This window comes from Pseudomonas sp. NPDC088414 (genome assembly GCF_044753325.1).
In the GTDB taxonomy this organism is placed as follows: Bacteria; Pseudomonadota; Gammaproteobacteria; order Pseudomonadales; family Pseudomonadaceae; genus Aquipseudomonas.
In genome coordinates this window covers 39,866-57,473 of the sequence record NZ_JBIVMY010000013.1, presented here as the reverse complement: position 1 = coordinate 57,473, position 17,608 = coordinate 39,866, and the positions used below count along the sequence as shown (strand labels likewise).

Annotated in this window: 13 protein-coding genes; 10 read left to right on the top strand and 3 right to left on the bottom strand. The window is 60.4% G+C overall.

The window, feature by feature from the left end:
• Nucleotides 1–213: 213 nt before the first annotated feature.
• The 4 genes from ACIP8I_RS13880 to pabB all read left to right on the top strand — a co-directional run bounded on the left by ACIP8I_RS13880 (nucleotide 214) and on the right by pabB (nucleotide 4,943).
• Nucleotides 214–750 carry an ATP-dependent zinc protease gene (locus ACIP8I_RS13880; RefSeq protein ID WP_025110318.1) on the top strand — a complete coding sequence of 179 codons (537 nt, stop codon included), beginning with the start codon at nucleotides 214–216 and terminating at the stop codon, nucleotides 748–750.
• Between the two features lie 5 nt (nucleotides 751–755).
• Nucleotides 756–2,291: an inactive transglutaminase family protein gene (locus tag ACIP8I_RS13875; protein WP_007960894.1), complete on the top strand. Its 1,536-nt coding sequence runs from the start codon at nucleotides 756–758 to the stop codon at nucleotides 2,289–2,291.
• Nucleotides 2,291–3,277 (top strand): alpha-L-glutamate ligase-like protein, encoded by a 987-nt coding sequence (locus ACIP8I_RS13870; protein WP_007960892.1) that lies wholly within the window; start codon nucleotides 2,291–2,293, stop codon nucleotides 3,275–3,277. Before ACIP8I_RS13875 ends, ACIP8I_RS13870 begins: the two co-directional genes overlap by 1 nt.
• A 322-nt stretch (nucleotides 3,278–3,599) precedes the next feature.
• Nucleotides 3,600–4,943, top strand: coding sequence for an aminodeoxychorismate synthase component I (gene pabB, locus ACIP8I_RS13865; protein WP_400761825.1), 1,344 nt, complete (start codon nucleotides 3,600–3,602; stop codon nucleotides 4,941–4,943).
• Nucleotides 4,944–5,052: 109 nt separating this feature from the next.
• Here the strand turns inward: pabB and thrH are convergent, their stop codons facing one another.
• Nucleotides 5,053–5,670 carry a bifunctional phosphoserine phosphatase/homoserine phosphotransferase ThrH gene (thrH, locus tag ACIP8I_RS13860; RefSeq protein ID WP_367083954.1) on the bottom strand — a complete coding sequence of 206 codons (618 nt, stop codon included), beginning with the start codon at nucleotides 5,668–5,670 and terminating at the stop codon, nucleotides 5,053–5,055.
• Nucleotides 5,671–5,833: 163 nt separating this feature from the next.
• On the opposite strand from thrH, the gene ACIP8I_RS13855 reads away from it, so the two are divergent.
• From ACIP8I_RS13855 to ACIP8I_RS13845, 3 genes are all read left to right on the top strand, one after another.
• Nucleotides 5,834–6,568, top strand: a complete 735-nt coding sequence (locus ACIP8I_RS13855) for a phosphoadenylyl-sulfate reductase (RefSeq protein WP_400761823.1) — start codon at nucleotides 5,834–5,836, stop codon at nucleotides 6,566–6,568.
• Between the two features lie 579 nt (nucleotides 6,569–7,147).
• Entirely contained in the window at nucleotides 7,148–8,686 is a 1,539-nt protein-coding gene (locus tag ACIP8I_RS13850; RefSeq protein WP_400761821.1) for an NCS1 family nucleobase:cation symporter-1, read from the top strand.
• Between the two features lie 53 nt (nucleotides 8,687–8,739).
• On the top strand, nucleotides 8,740–9,468 hold the full coding sequence (locus tag ACIP8I_RS13845; RefSeq protein WP_027613303.1) for an aspartate/glutamate racemase family protein: 729 nt from the start codon (nucleotides 8,740–8,742) through the stop codon (nucleotides 9,466–9,468).
• Nucleotides 9,469–9,597: 129 nt separating this feature from the next.
• Here the strand turns inward: ACIP8I_RS13845 and ACIP8I_RS13840 are convergent, their stop codons facing one another.
• The gene (locus tag ACIP8I_RS13840; protein WP_400761819.1) at nucleotides 9,598–10,524 is read right to left on the bottom strand and encodes a LysR family transcriptional regulator; all 927 of its coding nucleotides are present in this window, start codon (nucleotides 10,522–10,524) and stop codon (nucleotides 9,598–9,600) included.
• A gap of 126 nt (nucleotides 10,525–10,650) precedes the next feature.
• Between ACIP8I_RS13840 and ACIP8I_RS13835 the strand changes: the two genes are divergently transcribed.
• Nucleotides 10,651–11,397, top strand: a complete 747-nt coding sequence (locus ACIP8I_RS13835) for a 3-oxoacyl-ACP reductase family protein (RefSeq protein ID WP_400761816.1) — start codon at nucleotides 10,651–10,653, stop codon at nucleotides 11,395–11,397.
• A 79-nt stretch (nucleotides 11,398–11,476) separates the two neighbouring features.
• On the opposite strand, the gene ACIP8I_RS13830 is transcribed toward ACIP8I_RS13835, so the two are convergent.
• Entirely contained in the window at nucleotides 11,477–12,172 is a 696-nt protein-coding gene (locus ACIP8I_RS13830; protein WP_027613306.1) for an HAD-IA family hydrolase, read from the bottom strand.
• Nucleotides 12,173–12,418: 246 nt separating this feature from the next.
• Here ACIP8I_RS13830 and ACIP8I_RS13825 point away from each other — a divergent pair, with 246 nt between their 5' ends.
• Both ACIP8I_RS13825 and ACIP8I_RS13820 read left to right on the top strand, forming a co-directional pair.
• Complete coding sequence (locus ACIP8I_RS13825) at nucleotides 12,419–17,206, top strand: RHS repeat-associated core domain-containing protein (protein ID WP_400761813.1); 4,788 nt, start codon at nucleotides 12,419–12,421, stop codon at nucleotides 17,204–17,206.
• Nucleotides 17,199–17,582, top strand: coding sequence for a hypothetical protein (locus tag ACIP8I_RS13820; protein ID WP_367083947.1), 384 nt, complete (start codon nucleotides 17,199–17,201; stop codon nucleotides 17,580–17,582). The genes ACIP8I_RS13825 and ACIP8I_RS13820 overlap by 8 nt, the downstream gene beginning before the upstream one ends.
• The last annotated feature ends 26 nt before the right edge of the window (nucleotides 17,583–17,608 follow it).

Here is a 17,608-nt window from a genome sequence, read left to right as displayed (position 1 = left end):
TGATTCCTGTAGGAGCTGCCGCAGGCTGCGATCTTTTGATCTGGTTATAGACCGGCCCAAGCGCTGGCGCCATAAAACCACCGTGCTAGAATGCCGCCCGCATTTGCTGGCCATTTGTACGGCTTGTCATAAAAAGCTGATAGGCACACGAAGGAGCTTGCGCAGTACTGCCAGGAACCTGAACCGAAAACGGAACGCTGCGCACCAGGATTTATGAGACTCAAGCCCTTCCCCACATTTTTTGCGCTGTTTTGCCTGCCCGGCCTCGCCGCGGCGGGGGAAAAAACCGTGTACGGCCTCAACGAATACGCATCGCTTGACGGCATCAATCTGCAAGTCGCGGCGAAACTCGACACCGGCGCCAAAACCGCCTCGCTGAGTGCCCGCGATATCAAACGCTTCAAACGCAACGGCGAGTCGTGGGTGCGTTTCTACCTGGCGATCGACGCGGCGCATTCGCACCCGATCGAGCGGCCGCTGGCCCGGGTCAGCAAGATCAAACGCCGCGCCGGCGACTACGACCCGGAAGAAGGTAAAAAGTACACCGCGCGCCCGGTGATCGAGCTGGATATCTGCATGGGCACGGCGTTGCGCAGCATCGAAGTGAACCTGACCGACCGAAGTGCGTTCCAATACCCGCTTTTGATCGGCTCCGAAGCCTTGAAACGCTTCGACGCGCTGGTCGACCCCAGTCTTAAATACGCTGCCGGCAAACCTGCCTGCACCATCGCCGCTCATACCGCCGAGTAATTTCCATGCGTTCTCTAACCTTCCACCTGAAAATCCTGATCACCATTCTGGTGCTCCTGGGCGTTTCGGTTACGGCCTATCAGATTTTCGTACTCGGCATCCCGGTGACCGAAGACGCCACCGACGACTTGTGGAACATCGACGCCAAAGTCGAGTTCGTCGCCAGCACCAAGGACCCGGTGAAGGTCCAGATGTTCGTGCCACCGCTGAGCCGCGATTACGTCAGCCTCAACGAAAGCTTTATCTCCAATAACTACGGCGTGGCAGTCAACCGCGTCGACGGCAACCGCAAGGTCACCTGGTCGGCGCGCCGGGCCAAGGGCAACCAGACCCTTTATTACCGTCTGGTGCTGACCAAGCGCTACACCGCGGAAAAATCCAAGATCAAAGGCCCGACCTTCCGCGACAGCATCGCCATCGAAGGTCCGGAAAAAATCGCCGCCGAAGCTCTGCTCGCGCCGATCCGCCAGCACTCGGCCGACGTCGAGACCTTCATCGGCGAAGCGATCAAACGCGTCAACAACGCCAACGACGACAACGTCAAACTGCTGCTGGCCGGCGACCCGTCGACACCGCACAAGGCGAAGATCGTCGAACTGCTGCTGTCGATCGCCCACGTGCCGGTAGAAAAAGTCCACACCATCCGCCTCGTCGCCGATCAACCGCAAACCCCGGAACTGTGGCTACGCAGTTTCAACGGTAACGACTGGCTGTACTTCAACCCAGAAACCGGCGAGCAAGGCCTGCCGACCGACCGCCTTCTGTGGTGGACCGGTGATGAAAACCTGATCACCATCGAGGGCGCGAAGAAAGCCAACGTGACCTTCAGCCTGAACAACAGCGAAATGAACGCGATTCGTCTGGCCAAGCTGACCGACGAAAACACCGACGCCAACTTCCTCGAATACTCGCTCTACGGCCTGCCGCTGCAGACCCAGCAGACGTTCATGATCATGGTGATGATCCCGATCGGCGTGCTGGTGATCCTGATCCTGCGCAACCTGATCGGCCTGCAAACCCTCGGCACCTTCACCCCGGTGCTGATCGCCCTGGCCTTCCGCGAAACACAACTGGGCTTCGGCATCCTGCTGTTTACCGTGATCACCGCGTTGGGCCTGTCGTTACGTTCGTATCTGGAACATTTGAAGCTGCAAATGCTGCCGCGCCTGTCGGTGGTCTTGACCTTCGTCGTGGTGCTGATTGCCGCCATCAGTCTGTTCAGCCACAAGCTCGGCCTGGAGCGCGGTCTGTCGGTGGCGCTATTCCCGATGGTGATTCTGACCATGACCATCGAACGCCTGTCGATCACCTGGGAAGAACGCGGTGCCAGCCATGCCATGAAAGTGGCGATCGGCACGCTGTTCGCCGCCTCGCTGGCGCACCTGATCATGACCGTGCCGGAGCTGGTGTACTTCGTGTTCACCTTCCCGGCGATCCTGCTGATTCTGGTCGGCTTCATGCTGGCGATGGGTCGTTATCGCGGCTACCGCCTGACCGAACTGGTGCGTTTCAAGGCTTTCCTGAAGAAGGCTGACGCCTGATGTTCGGTTTCTGGAAGACCTGGAAGGCTCTGGAAGCGCGGGGCATCATGGGCATCAATCGGCGTAATGCCGACTACGTGCTCAAGTACAACAAGCGCAGCCTGTACCCGATCGTCGATGACAAGATCATCACCAAGGAGCGCGCGATCGAGGCCGGCATTCATGTGCCGGAGCTGTACGGCGTGATCTCCACGGAGAAAGAAATCGACAAGCTCGACGAGATCATCGGCGGGCGTAACGACTTCGTAATCAAGCCGGCTCAAGGTGCAGGCGGTGACGGCATCATCGTCATCGCTGACCGCTTCGAGGGCCGCTATCGCACGGTGTCGGGCAAGATCCTTGCTCACGAAGAACTCGAGCACCACATCTCGAGCATTCTCACTGGCCTGTATTCGCTGGGCGGCCACCGCGACCGCGCGCTGATCGAATACCGGGTGACCCCGGACCAGATCTTCAAGAGCATCAGCTACGAAGGCGTGCCGGACATCCGCATCATCGTGCTGATGGGTTACCCGGTGATGGCGATGTTGCGCCTGCCGACCCGCCAGTCCGGCGGCAAGGCCAACCTGCACCAGGGCGCCATCGGTGTCGGCGTCGACCTCGCCACCGGCCTGACCCTGCGCGGCACCTGGCTGAACAACATCATCAACAAACACCCCGACACCACCAATGCGGTGGATGGCGTGCAACTGCCCTACTGGGACGGTTTCATGAAACTCGCCGCCGGTTGTTATGAACTGTGCGGGCTGGGTTACATCGGTGTGGACATGGTGCTCGACCAAGAAAAAGGTCCGCTGATTCTCGAGCTGAATGCGCGGCCGGGGCTGAATATCCAGATTGCCAACGATTGCGGGCTGACCCAGCGTACGCATGCGGTCGAAGCGCATCTGGAAGAGCTGAAGGCGCTTGGGGTGACCGAGTCGGTTGAGGAGCGGGTGGCGTTCACTCAGGAAATGTTTGGGCATATTCCGGCGGTCGAGGGCTGAAGCTGAAAAGCTGAAGAGCCCCTCACCCTAGCCCTCTCCCGGAGGGAGAGGGGACTGACCGTGTTGGATGCTCGAAGTACATCGACCTGCAAGTTCGAGTCGAACTCAGAACTTGAAAAGCATGAAGGTCTGCTCCCTTTCCCCCTCGCCCCCTTGAGATATCGAACCGAACTCGGATCTTGAAAAGCATGAAGATCTGCCCCCTTTCCCCCTCGCCCCCTTGGGGGAGAGGGCTGGGGTGAGGGGGTAGCTTTTGATTTTGATCTGGCAGCCGAGAGGACTACAATCCCCACCCCGCCTCGATGGCCGATCTGCCCCGCCCATGTTGACCTGTTCCGTACACCCGCTACCCTACCGTGCCAACCCCGCCGACTACTTCGCGGCCATCCGCCATGCGCCCGGCGCCGTGCTGCTCGACAGCGGCCGACCGAGTGCCGACCGTGGCCGTTACGACCTGCTCAGCGCCTGGCCGCTGGAACACCTGGCGGTGTTGCCTGATGAAAGCGGTAGCGTTTTCCTGCAACGCCTGCGGGAAAATCTGAGCCGTCTGGGCGAAGCACAGTTGCCTGCGGGATATGACCTGCCCTTCGCCGGCGGCCTGATCGGCTATCTCAGTTACGACTTTGGCCGGCATCTGGAACACCTGCCGAGCCAGGCCCGGGACGATCTGCAATTGCCCGACGCGCGGTTCGGCCTGTACGACTGGGCGCTGATCAGCGATCACCAGAGCGCCACCAGCCAACTGGTGTTTCACCCGTCGCTGGCTGACAGCGAGCGGCAACGGCTGATCGCGCTGTTCAGCCAACCGGCTTCAGCGGCGCTGACGCCGTTCAAACTGGACACGCCGATGACCGCCGACCTGTCGCCGGACGACTATCGCCAGGCGCTGGAGCGCATTCATCAATACATCCAGGCCGGCGACTGCTATCAGGTCAACTTCGCCCAGCGTTTCCGCGCAACCTGTCAGGGCGATCCGTGGCTGGCCTATTGCGCGTTACGCGAGGCCTGTCCGACACCGTTTTCCGGGTTTCAGAGCCTGCCCGACGGCGACGCTGTGCTGAGCCTGTCGCCGGAGCGTTTCGTCAAAGTCAGCCAGCGTCAGGTGGAAACCCGCCCGATCAAAGGCACCCGCCCCCGTGGTCTGACGCCTGCCGAAGACGCCGCCAACGCTGCCGAACTGCTGGCCAGCCCCAAGGATCGCGCGGAAAACCTGATGATCGTCGACCTGCTGCGCAACGACCTCGGCCGCGCCTGCCGCATCGGCTCGGTACGGGTGCCGGAGCTGTTCAGCCTGGAAAGCTATCCCAACGTGCATCACCTGGTCAGCAGCGTGACCGGTGAACTGGCGGATGACCGCGACGCCCTCGACCTGATTGCCGGCAGCTTCCCCGGCGGCTCGATCACCGGCGCCCCGAAGATCCGCGCGATGCAGATCATTGACGAACTGGAGCCGACGCGGCGCGGTTTGTATTGCGGTTCGTTGCTGTACCTGGACGTACGCGGCGAGATGGACAGCTCCATCGCGATTCGCAGTCTGTTGGTCAAGGATGGGCAGGTGTGTTGCTGGGGCGGCGGCGGGATCGTGGCCGACTCGGACTGGCAGGCGGAGTATCAGGAGTCGATTACCAAGGTAAGAATCCTCCTCGACACCCTGCAAAACCTATAACTTTTTGTGGCGAGGGAGCTTGCTCCCGCTGGAGTGCGAAGCGCTCCCCAAAATCTTACGACTGCTGCGCAGCCGAGCGGGAGCAAGCTCCCTCGCCACAATGTTGTAATTACAAACTCAAATCCCGGTTCGAGGCCTTGAGGAACTCCTGCTTCAACTCGGCAAACGTATGCACCGCCGGGAACTGCGGGAACTCGCGAATCACATTGTCTGGCGCATGGAACAGAATCCCCGCATCCGCCTCGCCGAGCATGCTCGTGTCGTTATACGAATCCCCCGCCGCAATCACCCGGTAGTACAGGCTCTTGAACGCCAGCACCGACTGACGCTTGGGGTCTTTCTGGCGCAATTGATAGCTGGTCACCCTGCCGCTGTCGTCAGTGATCAGACGGTGGCAGAGCAAGGTCGGGAAGCCCAGCTGACGCATCAGCGGCTGGGAGAATTCGTAGAAAGTGTCCGAGAGAATCACCACCTGGAAGCGCTCGCGCAGCCAGTCGACGAACTCCACCGCGCCGTCCAGCGGCTTGAGGGTGGCGATCACTTCCTGAATGTCCGAGAGTTTCAGGCCGTGCTCGTCGAGGATGCGCAGGCGCTGCTTCATCAGCACGTCGTAATCGGGAATGTCCCGGGTGGTGGCCTTGAGCGAGTCGATTCCGGTTTTTTCGGCGAAGGCGATCCAGATTTCCGGCACCAGTACCCCTTCCAGATCCAGGCAAGCAATTTCCACAAGACACTCCCGTTTGTAGTGATTATTGAGTCGAGCGAGCCCGAACTCTAGCGACTCCCCCGCCACCGCGCAACGCAGCGGGCGCCCCTTACCCCGCCGCTTTTTGTTAACATCGCCGCCATATAGAGCGCCCAGCGCCACCGACCTGTAGGAAGCCGCCCTGATGAGCCCAACGTTCGATGTCGTGGAACTCGCCACGACCTATGCCAACAAATCCGCCCAGGACATCCTGAAACTCGCGTTTGCCGAGTTCGGTGATGAGCTGTGGATCTCTTTCAGTGGCGCCGAGGATGTGGTGCTGGTGGACATGGCCTGGAAGCTGAACAAGAACGTCAAGGTGTTCAGCCTCGACACCGGCCGCCTGCACCCGGAGACCTACCGCTTCATCGATCAGGTGCGCGAGCACTACAAGATCGACATCGAGATTGTCTCGCCGGACTACACGAAACTGGAACCGTTCGTGAAGGAAAAAGGCCTGTTCAGCTTCTACAAGGACGGCCATGGCGAGTGCTGCGGCATCCGCAAGATCGAACCGCTGCGGCGCAAACTGTCCGGCGTCAAAGCCTGGGCCACCGGCCAGCGCCGCGACCAGAGCCCGGGCACCCGCAGCGCCGTGGCGGTGCTGGAGATCGACACCGCGTTCTCCACGCCCGAACGCACGCTCTACAAGTTCAACCCGCTGGCGCAGATGACCAGCGAAGAGATCTGGGGTTACATCCGCATGCTCGAACTGCCGTACAACAGCCTGCATGAACGCGGCTTCATCAGCATCGGCTGCGAACCGTGCACCCGCCCGGTGCTGCCGAACCAGCATGAGCGCGAAGGCCGCTGGTGGTGGGAAGAAGCGACGCAGAAAGAGTGCGGGTTGCATGCGGGGAATATCATCAGCAAGGCGTAAATCTCTGTCTCAATGATGCCCCCCTGTGGGAGCGAGCTTGCTCGCGAAAGCGGTCTGACAGTCACCGGATTTGTTGACTGGAAAGACGCCTTCGCGAGCAAGCTCGCTCCCACATTTGCTTCATGGTGCCATGAAAAAATGTGTACACACAAATGTCACCATCGGTGCCATTTATGTGTGCACTTTTTGTTTTCACGCCCTGAAAAGTTACATCCCTTCTGAATATCCCTGCGCTTTGCCCCCTCCGCAAAATCCCCCGCAAAAAATAAATACCTGTTCAATCGGTCAATTTATAACCACTTATTTTCAAACACTTAGCGCTCTTCGATAACTTTTCGAAATGAGCGCAGCGCTGCATAGATCGCTGACTGGCACAGATCTGGCTTTAGTGCATACATGTTTTGTATACAAAACCGCAAAACATGACCACACACTTTCGATCCGCAAGCCTGAAGCGCCCTATCCCGTACAGGCTGCAGATGCCCCGTAACCAGTGATGTTTGCTGGCCGCGCCGAAGATTTGTCGAGCCCTGGGCTCATGCACAGTCATCGCGGCCCGCCCATCAGGAGCCTGCCGGAATGCGTACAAGTCTCTCCAACAACATCGCGCTGAATCTGTCCGCCTCTGCCCTCGACCAGCCATTGCCCGAACCGGGCTTGGCCGAACCGCTGCAACTGAGCCCACGTCTGCACAACCGCGACCTGGCACCGACCCGCGCCGAAGGTCGGCGCTGGGGCAAATACAGTATCTTCGCCCTGTGGACCAACGATGTGCACAACATCGCCAACTACTCGTTCGCCATCGGGCTGTACGCCCTGGGCCTGGGCGGCTGGCAGATTCTGCTGTCGCTGGGGATCGGCGCGGCGCTGGTGTACTTTTTCATGAACCTGTCCGGCTACATGGGGCAGAAAACCGGGGTGCCGTTTCCGGTGATCAGCCGGATCAGTTTCGGCATCCACGGCGCGCAGATTCCGGCATTGATCCGTGCGGTGATCGCCATCGCCTGGTTCGGCATTCAGACGTATCTGGCGTCGGTGGTGTTTCGCGTGTTGCTGACGGCGATTCACCCAGGTTTTGCCGAATACGACCACAACTCGATCCTCGGTCTGTCGACCCTGGGCTGGGTGTGTTTCGTGGCGATCTGGTTCGTGCAACTGGCGATCCTCGCTTACGGCATGGAAATGGTCCGTCGCTACGAAGCGTTTGCCGGCCCGGTGATTCTGCTGACCGTCGCCGCCCTCGCCGCGTGGATGTACACCCAGGCCAACGCCACGATTGCTTGGTCGATCCGCGAACCGCTGAGCGGTGGCGAGATGTGGCGCAATATCTTTGCCGGCGGCGCACTGTGGCTGGCGATCTACGGCACGCTGATCCTCAATTTCTGCGACTTTGCGCGTTCTTCGCCGTGCCGCAAGACCATCAAGGTTGGCAATTTCTGGGGCCTGCCGGTGAACATACTGGTGTTCGCTGCCATCACCGTCCTGCTGTGCGGTGCGCAATTTCAGATCAACGGACGGATCATCGAAAGCCCTACTGAAATCATCGCTTCGATCCCCAACACGTTCTTTCTGGTGCTTGGTTGCCTGGCGTTCCTGATCGTCACCGTGGCGGTGAACATCATGGCTAACTTCGTTGCCCCGGCGTTCGTCCTGAGCAACCTGGCGCCGAAGTACCTGACCTTCCGCCGCGCCGGGCTGATCAGCGCGACCCTCGCCGTGCTGATCCTGCCGTGGAACCTCTACAACAGCCCGCTGGTGATCGTGTACTTCCTCTCCGGCCTCGGCGCCCTGCTCGGCCCGTTGTACGGGGTGATCATGGTCGACTACTGGTTGATCCGCAAAGGCCGGATCCACGTCCCGCAGCTCTACAGCGAAGACCCCAATGGCGCCTATTACTACAGCCGCGGGGTGAATTTCCGCGCGGTGGCGGCGTTCATTCCTGCGGCTTTGATCGCCATTGTCCTGGCGCTGGTGCCGGGCTTCCACAGCATCTCGCCGTTCTCCTGGCTGGTGGGCGCCGGCATTGCCGCGATGCTCTACCTGATCATCGCCAAACGTCAGCCGCAGTACGCCGACGTCAGCGGCGAATCGATCGCCGTCGACAACGTCAGCCATTAACTTCCTTGCGGCCCGGGTTTGGGCCGCTGAACTGCCCGCAATAAGGACTTCCCATGCGTATTCTTGTGGTCAACGTCAACACCACCGAATCCATCACCCAAGCCATCGCCCGCTCGGCACAGGCCGTCGCGTCTCCCGGCACGGAAATCGTCGGCCTCACGCCGTTCTTCGGCGCCGACTCGGTGGAAGGCAATTTCGAAAGTTACCTGGCGGCCATCGCCGTGATGGACCGGGTGATGTCCTACGATCAACCGTTCGACGCGGTGATTCAGGCCGGTTACGGCGAACACGGCCGCGAAGGTTTGCAGGAATTGCTCAACGTGCCAGTGGTGGACATCACCGACGCCGCCGCCAGTACCGCGATGTTTCTCGGTCACGCCTATTCGGTGGTGACCACGCTGGATCGCACCGTGCCGCTGATCGAGGATCGACTGAAGCTTTCGGGCCTGTGGGATCGCTGTGCCTCGGTGCGGGCCAGCGGCCTGGCGGTGCTGGAGCTGGAACATGAACCGCAGCGCGCGCTCGAAGCCATCGTGCAGCAGGCGGAACTGGCGGTGACTCAGGATAAGGCCGAAGTGATTTGCCTGGGTTGCGGCGGCATGGCCGGACTGGATGAACAGATCCGCCGCCGCACCGGGGTGCCGGTGGTGGATGGCGTGACGGCGGCGGTGACCATCGCCGAATCGCTAGTGCGATTGGGGTTATCGACGTCCAAGGTGCGGACTTACGCGACGCCACGGCCGAAGCAGATCATTGGCTGGGCGGAGCGGTTTGCCCGGTAGACCGCGTTATCGTTTATCGCGAGCAGGCTCACTCCTACAGGATCGGTGTGGCCACAGATTTCGGGCACGACACTATTCCTGTAGGAGTGAGCCTGCTCGCGATGGCCGCAACTCGGTCAAAAGCCAAACTCAGACAGCACTGAACCGCCGAGCCAACCCCCGCTGCGCAAACTGCTCAATCAAAAAATCGACAAACGCCCGGGTTTTGCCCGGCAGCAACTTGTGTTCGGCGTAATAGATCGAGGTGTAGCCGTCGTCGATGTACCAGTCCGGCAGCACCCGCTGCAACCGGCCCGACTCCAGATACCCCGAAGCAAACGGCATGCTCACCAAGGCAATGCCCAGGCCCTGGCAGGCCGCGATGCAAGCGGCTTCGGAGTCGCTCATGGTCATGCGCGCCTTGAGCGTCAAGGGGCGACAGACCTGAGGATCACGACCGGTCAACTGCCAGGAACGTACGCGCCCGGTTTGCGGCGAACGAATCAGAATGCCGTCGTGGTACTTGAGTTCGTCCGGCTCTGTAATGGCCGGATTGGCCTGCAAATAATCCGTGGACGCCACCAACACCCGATGCGCCGGACTCAGCCTGCGGGCCACCACCCCTTGGGGCAATTCGAAACCGCCACCGATGGCCGCATCGAAACCCTGCCCGATCAGATCGACCTGACGGTTATCAAAATGCCAATCCGGGCTGATCGCCGGGTAGCGCCGTAGAAACTCGCCGAGCATCGGCACGATGTGCAGGCAGCCGAAAGCCGTGCCCATGCTGACCTTCAGCGACCCCGCCGGCAGTCCTTCGACACTCGACAGATTGGCCACCGCATTCTGAATCGTCGTCAGACTGCCACTGACCTGACTCAAAAACAGCTGACCGGCCTCGGTCAGAGTCAGGCTGCGTGTACTACGCTGGAACAGCCTTACCCCGAGGCGCACCTCGAGCTTCGCCACACTCTTGCCGACGGCGGCCGGGGTCAGGCTCAAGCGCCGGGCGGCTTCGGCGAAACTGCCGACTTCGGCGCTGCGCACGAAGCATTCGATGCTGCTGAACGTTTCCATGATCGTCACTATAAACTTCTGGTTTACACAGACTATAGCAATCATGGTCTACACGGTTGTCGATGCGAGGCCGATACTCGGCTCCAACAACAAGGCACCCCGCCTTGAATTCTCTGGAGATCGAACATGACCACTCAACACCTCAGCGGCAAAGTCGCTCTGATTCAAGGCGGTTCCCGTGGTATCGGCGCCGCCATCGTCAAACGTCTGGCCGCCGAAGGCGCCGCTGTCGCATTCACCTACGTCAGCTCCACCGCCAAGGCCGAAGAGTTGCAGAACAGCATCACCGGCAATGGCGGCAAAGCCTTGGCGATCAAGGCCGACAGCGCCGATGAAGCCGCAATCCGCAATGCCGTCAACGCCACCGTCGAAGCCTTTGGCCGCCTGGATATTCTGGTGAACAACGCCGGCGTCCTGGCCATCGCGCCGCTGGAAGACTTCAAACTGGAAGACTTCGACCAGACTCTGGCGATCAACGTGCGCAGCGTATTCATCGCTTCTCAGGAAGCGGCAAAACACATGGGCGAAGGCTCGCGCATCGTCAACATCGGCAGCACCAACGCCGACCGCATGCCCTTCGGCGGTGGCGGTGTGTATGCGATGAGCAAATCGGCGCTGGTCGGCCTGACCAAAGGCCTGGCCCGCGATCTCGGCCCGCGCGGCATCACCATCAACAACGTGCAGCCCGGCCCGGTCGACACCGACATGAACCCGGCCCATGGCGATTTCGCCGAGAGCCTGATCCCGCTGATGGCCGTCGGTCGTTACGGCACCGCCGATGAAATCGCCAGCTTCGTTGCCTATCTGGTAGGCCCGGAAGCCGGTTACATCACCGGTGCCAGCCTGACCATCGACGGTGGTTTTGGCGCCTGATTGCGCTGAATCCCGGGTACAAAAAACGCCGCACCTCGATTCGAGGGGCGGCGTTTTTTTACAGGCGCTTATGGGGCGGTCAAGCCCACTCCAGCGCCGGCAAACCGCAGGCACTCGGGGTGAATGCCTTGAGCGTGCGCAAAATCCCGTCGGCGTGTGCGTATTTTTCGTCGGCCATGGCCGCATCGGGAATCGCGATGGCCGTCATCCCCGCCGCTTTCGCTGCGGTTACGCCAAACGGCGAATCCTCGAATACCAGACAATCCTCAGGCGCGACGCCCAGACGCCGGGCCGCCGTGAGGAAGATGTCCGGCGCCGGTTTCGCTGCACCGACTTCCGGATCGTCCGCCGTGACAATGAAATCGAACAGGGCAAACCAGTCGCGGTGCAGGGTGGTTTTCTGGCCGAACGACTGCCGCGACGAACTGGTGCCCACGGCGATCGGAATGTTGTGCGCCTTTAGATGGCGAATCAGTTCCTCCGCGCCCGGCATCGCCTGGGCCTTGGGGAAACGTTCACGCATCAGCGGTTCGCGGATCAGCAGAAACTCTTCGGCGCTGATCGGCAGATCCAGCGCCTGCACCACGTAGTTCGCCAGATCATTGGCGCCACGACCGATGATGTTCTGTTTAACGCTCCAGTCGAAGGTCCGCCCGTAACGCTCGGCAATGAGCGAGGTGACCTCGGTGTAGATGCCCTCGGTGTCCAGCAACAAACCGTCCATGTCGAAAATCACGGCCTTGATCGGGCCAAACGTCTTCATCGGTGCATTCATCATCGGATCCGTTATCAAAAACATCCCGGGCGGCCAAGCCGGCGCCGCTACGCGGATCTGATTAATGGGTTCAGCAGCATAACGAGGCCGGCGGACATTGAGCAACGGGCAATGTTTAAGGGCCATGGAATGACTCGCTGGTATTTAGCGAAATGCCCTACAGATAACGCCTACTTTCCCGACTTCTTTCCCGTTTGATCCCCCGCAAAGTCCGCGCACCTCTTTCACGTGCGCGAGTGCCTGCGAATGTTCCAAACCGATCGGCTCCTGGCCCTGAACAACAGCATCGGCCTGCTGGTGGTTGCCGCCCTGAACCCGCAACACCCGGACTTCGAAACATTGATCCACGAGTTCCGCCTGTGCCTGAACAACTACGAGGCCTGGGCCGAGCAGTTCTGGACCGGGACGGCGCTGGATGTCGAGCAGGTGTTCAAGGTCGGCAACGACGTCCACCTCAGCGCGCCCGTCAAATCTCGCCAGCCGATCCAGACCTCGGTGGTCATGTGCCCCGCGAGCGGTCCGTTGACTCTGGTGCACCTGTTCGAGGCGGCGCGCTTCGTACCGATCGGCAATACCCCGGTGCTGCTCGAACCGGTGATCGGCGAAATCGACGGGGTATTGAGTTTCGGTGAACCGCTGCGCCATACCATCGGCCCGAGCGGCATTCTGGAAGTCAGCGATTGCGACCGGGGCCAGCGTTATCGCATCACCTTCTTTCCTGATGTTTCCAGCACCCATATCCAAGCGCTGTATGCCTCCTACGACGGGATTGTGGATGGGCTGGAGGTCTGGCTTCGTCAGGAGTGGGACGGGTTTCAGCCACTGTGGGCGGAGTTTTCCGGCGCCGGTTTGGCTGATCGTTACCAGCAATTGCAACAGGCCGACTGGCGCGGTTTCGAGAAAGCCCTGCACGCCATCTGGGATGACGTTAAACAGCTGTTCGGCCTGCTCGCCGACCTGCAGGCCAACAGCGAAAAACTTCTGCAGTACTTGAGCGATGTCGAGCTGCAAGCGCTGCTCGACGCCTCCAGTGAGGCCATCGCCAATGGCTTGCTGATCCTCAGTGACGAGCCGTTGCTGTTTATCCACCTGGCCGCGTTTAACAGTTGGTTGAAGATGCTGCCGCCGCAGTACCTGGCGGAAGTGGTGGCAGAAGTTCGGGTCGAGTTGTTGATCAGCTTTTTGCTGATGCGCGTTTGCGGCGGCGTTGGCGTGCCCGTGCGACTGAGCAGCAAGGTGCTGAGCAAGATCAAGTCGTCCCGGGCGCGAGAATGGCTGGCCGCGTCGGCGTTGCGTCTGAGCGAACTGACCTCCCCTGCCGATCTGAACCAGCACGCCGGCGCGTTGAAGCCGTTGCTGGTCAACGCTCGCGATGTGCCGTTGAAGCCAACGCCGGCGATCCCGCTGAACATTCGTCAGGCGGACGCTGTGGTTTTCACCGTGCCGAATCCGGCACCGATGGTTCGTGACAAGTCCCGTGGCACGACCCGGATGGAGCGTCACGAACCTCACGACGACGCTTCGAACCAGGCGAAAAACCTCAACGGTGACAGCGCCGATTGCGCACCGCTGACCTGCACCAACGGCTGTCCGGTGTCGATGGTCACCGGCGAAGAACTGCTGACCCTGACCGACGGCACGCTCGATGGCTTGTTGCCGTTCGAGTTCACCCGCTTGTACCGCACCAGCGCGGTTGAGATTGATGTCGGGCTGGGGTTTGGCTGGAGTCATTCGCTGGCGCATCGGCTGGAGTTCGATGGCAATGCGGTGGACTGGGTCGATCACGAGAACCGCCGCACGCGGTTTCCGCTGCCCAGTGTTCAGAGGCCGGCGATTCACAACAGCCTGTCGCGGGCGGCGATTTTTCTCGGGGATGAGCCGGAGGAACTGGTCCTCGCGCTGGCGGGGGATGTGGCGCGGTTTTATCACTTTCGTGCCGGGCGGCTGGTGGCGGTCAGTGATGCGTATGGCAATCGGCTGACGGTTTCTCGCGATCATCAGCAGCGTGTTGTTCGTTTGGACAATGGCGCCGGGCGCTCGCTGCTTTTGCGCTACGACCGGGCGCATCTGGTGGCGGTCGATTACCAGATGTTCGAGGCTGATGGCTGGCGCACCGAGCAAACACTGGTCAGTTACTGCTACGACGCCCGTCAGCGGTTGTTGGCCGCGACCAACGCCGTCGGTGACAGTGAGCGTTACGACTACGACGACCAGCACGTCATCCTGCAGCGGCAGCTGACCGGCGGCGCGAGCTTTTTCTGGGAATGGGAACGCTCGGGCAAGTCGGCGCGTTGCGTGCGCCATTGGGCCTCGTTCGCGCAGATGAACACGCGGTATGTCTGGGACGACGACGGTCGTGTCACGGTGCATTACGTCGATGGCACCGAAGAAACCTACGTCCACGATGACAGCGCGCGGCTGGTGCGCAAGGTCGAGGCCGATGGTGGTGAGCACCTCAAGGCCTACGACGACGCAGGGCGGCTGATCGCCGAGCAGGATCCGCTGGGCGCGGTCACCGAATACCGCTACGACGACGTCGGACGGCTGATCGCGCTGCTTCCGCCAGACGATGAGCCAACGTCCTACGAGTATCGCAACGGTTTCCTGCACAGCCGTTCCCGCGGCGACGCGGTCTGGACGTTTCGGCGCAACGCCGAGGGGGATGTCACCGAGGCGGTCGATCCCGACGGCCAGGTCACCCATTACTACTACGACACGCGCGGGCAGTTGCTGTCGATCCGCTACCCGGACAGCAGCCGGCACAAGTTGTCGTGGAACGACCTCGGCCAACTGACCGAAGAAACCCTGCCCGACGGTGGTGTACGGCGTTTTTCCTACGATGCGCTGGGGCGACGGACCACCACTTGCGACGAACACGGTGCCGTCACCCGCCAGCAGTGGGACGCTGTTGGCCGACTGGTCCAGACGACGCTTCCTACAGGCAGCACTCGCGCCTACAGCTACGGCGCCTACGGCCAAATCACTGCCGAGCGCGACGAACTCGGGCACATCACCCGCTACGAGTATGACGACGACCTGCACCTCGTCTCGCGCAAGATCAACCCCGATGGCACGCGGGTGCAGTATCGCTACGACCATGCGCAACTGCTGCTGACGGAAATCGAGAACGAGTCCGGGGAAAAGTACTGCCTGGACTACACGCCCACCGGATTGATCCGACAGGAAACCGGCTTCGACGGCCGGCGCACCGCGTACGCCTACGACCGCAACGGGCACCTGCTGGAGAAGACCGAGTTCGGCGATGACGGCTCGACGCTGGTCACGGCCTACGAGCGTGATGCGGCCGGGCGTCTGCTGCTCAAGACCCTGCCGGACGGGGTGCAGGTGGCTTACACCTACGACCGTCTGGGCCGTTTGACCGGGGTCGATGACGGCCAGCAACATCCTCTGGCCTTTGAATACGATCTGCAGGATCGGCTGATCACCGAGCACCAGGGCTGGGGCACCCTGCGTTATGCCTATGACGCCTGCGGCCAGCTCAAGCGCCAGCGTCTGCCGGACAACAGCACGCTTGACTATCACTACGCCAAGGGCGGTGCGCTGACGGCCATCGACCTTAATGGCACGCGGCTGACCAGCCACCAGTTTGAATGTGGTCGCGAGCAACAACGCCAGCAAGGTCTGTTGCGCAGCGACTATGCCTACGACGATCAGGGCCGATTACAGCTGCATACCGTCAATCAGCAAACGCGCCCCTTGTACTTGCGCCACTACAGCTATGCGGTCAACGGCAATCTGGCCGGTATCGCCGACAGTCGACACGGCCAGCGCAGTTATTACTACGACGCCCTCGACCGGCTGACTCGCGTCCGTCACTCGCGCGACGAACTGCCGGAATCCTTCGCCCACGACCCGGCCGGCAACCTGCTGATGCAGGATCGTCCCGGCCCCACCCGGATCAAGGGCAACCGCCTGCTGATGCAGGGCGACCGGCATTACGACTACGACGCCTTCGGCAACCTGATCCGCGAACGCCGTGGCCGCGACCAGCAACTCGTCACCGAATACCGCTACGACTGCCAGCACCGTCTGATCGGCCTGACCCGTCCTGACGGTAAAACCGCGTCCTATCAATACGACGCCTTCGGCCGCCGCATCCGCAAAACCGTCGACGGCCTCAGCACCGAGTTCTTCTGGCAAGGCGACCACCTCGTCGCCGAAAGCAGCAAAACCCACCACCGCAGCTACGTCTACGAACCCGGCACCTTCCGCCCATTGGCACTGCTCGACGGCAAAGGCCCGAAACGCGCCTGCCCGTTCTACTACCAACTCGACCACCTCGGCACCCCGCAGGAACTCACCGACTACAGCGGCGAAATCGTCTGGTCGGCACAATACGACGCCTACGGCAAGGTCGTGGCGATCACCCTGGCCGGCGAGGACTACCTGGACCAGCCGCTGCGCTTTCAGGGGCAGTATTTCGATGCGGAGAGCGGGCTGCATTACAACCGGCATCGATATTACGACCCGAGGTTGGGGCGGTATCTGACGCCGGATCCCATCAAGTTGGCGGGTGGGTTGAATCAGTATCGGTACGTGCCGAATCCGACGGGGTGGGTGGATCCGTTGGGGTTGAATGCCAACTGTCCGCCGCCGAAGAAGCCGGGTTGTTCATCACCGGACAGGGTTGATGGTTCAATTGTTGATGAGGCTAACCCAACGCTTCCCAAACCGAATTCCCGCCCTCAAGATTTTGGAAGTGACGAAAAGCTCTTAGGCCATTTTGAAAAGCATGGCGCCGAATTTAAGGCGATGAACAAGGGGGAATATTTACTCGTCGCACGAGAAGTAGTGAATAAAGGTACTCGTGTGGAGTATTTATACAAAGGAGAGGTGCGATCAGGGTATTTGCTATTGATGGGGAACAATCGGAAAGGTGAAGCGAAATTTGCTTTCGTGGGCACCAACACGAATGATGAAATTACGACGTTACACACCAAAAGTGGAAAGGAACTTTGGCGGACCATCAATGGCAACGCACAAGATAAAAACGTGAGGCCTGCTCATGACTAAGACATACAAAGCATTAGTCGTCGGAATAGATCAATTCGTAGAAGACGCTGTTGACTTGGTAGTTGAGGGTTTTTCGCTCAGGTGTTTCGTCAGCTACAGCCCCTCAAAAATAGCGGTGGGAAGCACTTACGACGTGGAGTTCGAAATGCTGCTGCCTGATAAAGAGTGCGTGATAGCGACTGAACGCGAAAACCAGCAGGTTGAGATGCTTGATGGCGGTTTCTCCTGTGACATTTATGGCTACTTGGATGGAGACACCCTCCGATCGTTTGTCGATTTTTCGGACCAGGATATCCACTACGAATATCCCCATCTGAATGGGCGCTTCGTTAAAGTCAGTGCGGACAGGATTGATGTCTCTTTTTCTGTCCAATAGCCAATTAAAGTGATGTTTGGACTGGC

Excerpts from the sequence above, each read along its gene's own strand:
- ACIP8I_RS13880 (WP_025110318.1), top strand. The coding sequence starts at position 214 with ATGAGACTCAAGCCCTTCCCCACATTTTTTGCGCTGTTTTGCCTGCCC.
- ACIP8I_RS13875 (WP_007960894.1), top strand. The coding sequence starts at position 756 with ATGCGTTCTCTAACCTTCCACCTGAAAATCCTGATCACCATTCTGGTG.
- ACIP8I_RS13870 (WP_007960892.1), top strand. The coding sequence starts at position 2,291 with ATGTTCGGTTTCTGGAAGACCTGGAAGGCTCTGGAAGCGCGGGGCATC.
- pabB (WP_400761825.1), top strand. The coding sequence starts at position 3,600 with ATGTTGACCTGTTCCGTACACCCGCTACCCTACCGTGCCAACCCCGCC.
- ACIP8I_RS13855 (WP_400761823.1), top strand. The coding sequence starts at position 5,834 with ATGAGCCCAACGTTCGATGTCGTGGAACTCGCCACGACCTATGCCAAC.
- ACIP8I_RS13850 (WP_400761821.1), top strand. The coding sequence starts at position 7,148 with ATGCGTACAAGTCTCTCCAACAACATCGCGCTGAATCTGTCCGCCTCT.
- ACIP8I_RS13845 (WP_027613303.1), top strand. The coding sequence starts at position 8,740 with ATGCGTATTCTTGTGGTCAACGTCAACACCACCGAATCCATCACCCAA.
- ACIP8I_RS13840 (WP_400761819.1), bottom strand. The coding sequence starts at position 10,524 with ATGGAAACGTTCAGCAGCATCGAATGCTTCGTGCGCAGCGCCGAAGTC.
- ACIP8I_RS13835 (WP_400761816.1), top strand. The coding sequence starts at position 10,651 with ATGACCACTCAACACCTCAGCGGCAAAGTCGCTCTGATTCAAGGCGGT.
- ACIP8I_RS13830 (WP_027613306.1), bottom strand. The coding sequence starts at position 12,172 with ATGAATGCACCGATGAAGACGTTTGGCCCGATCAAGGCCGTGATTTTC.
- ACIP8I_RS13825 (WP_400761813.1), top strand. The coding sequence starts at position 12,419 with ATGTTCCAAACCGATCGGCTCCTGGCCCTGAACAACAGCATCGGCCTG.
- ACIP8I_RS13820 (WP_367083947.1), top strand. The coding sequence starts at position 17,199 with ATGACTAAGACATACAAAGCATTAGTCGTCGGAATAGATCAATTCGTA.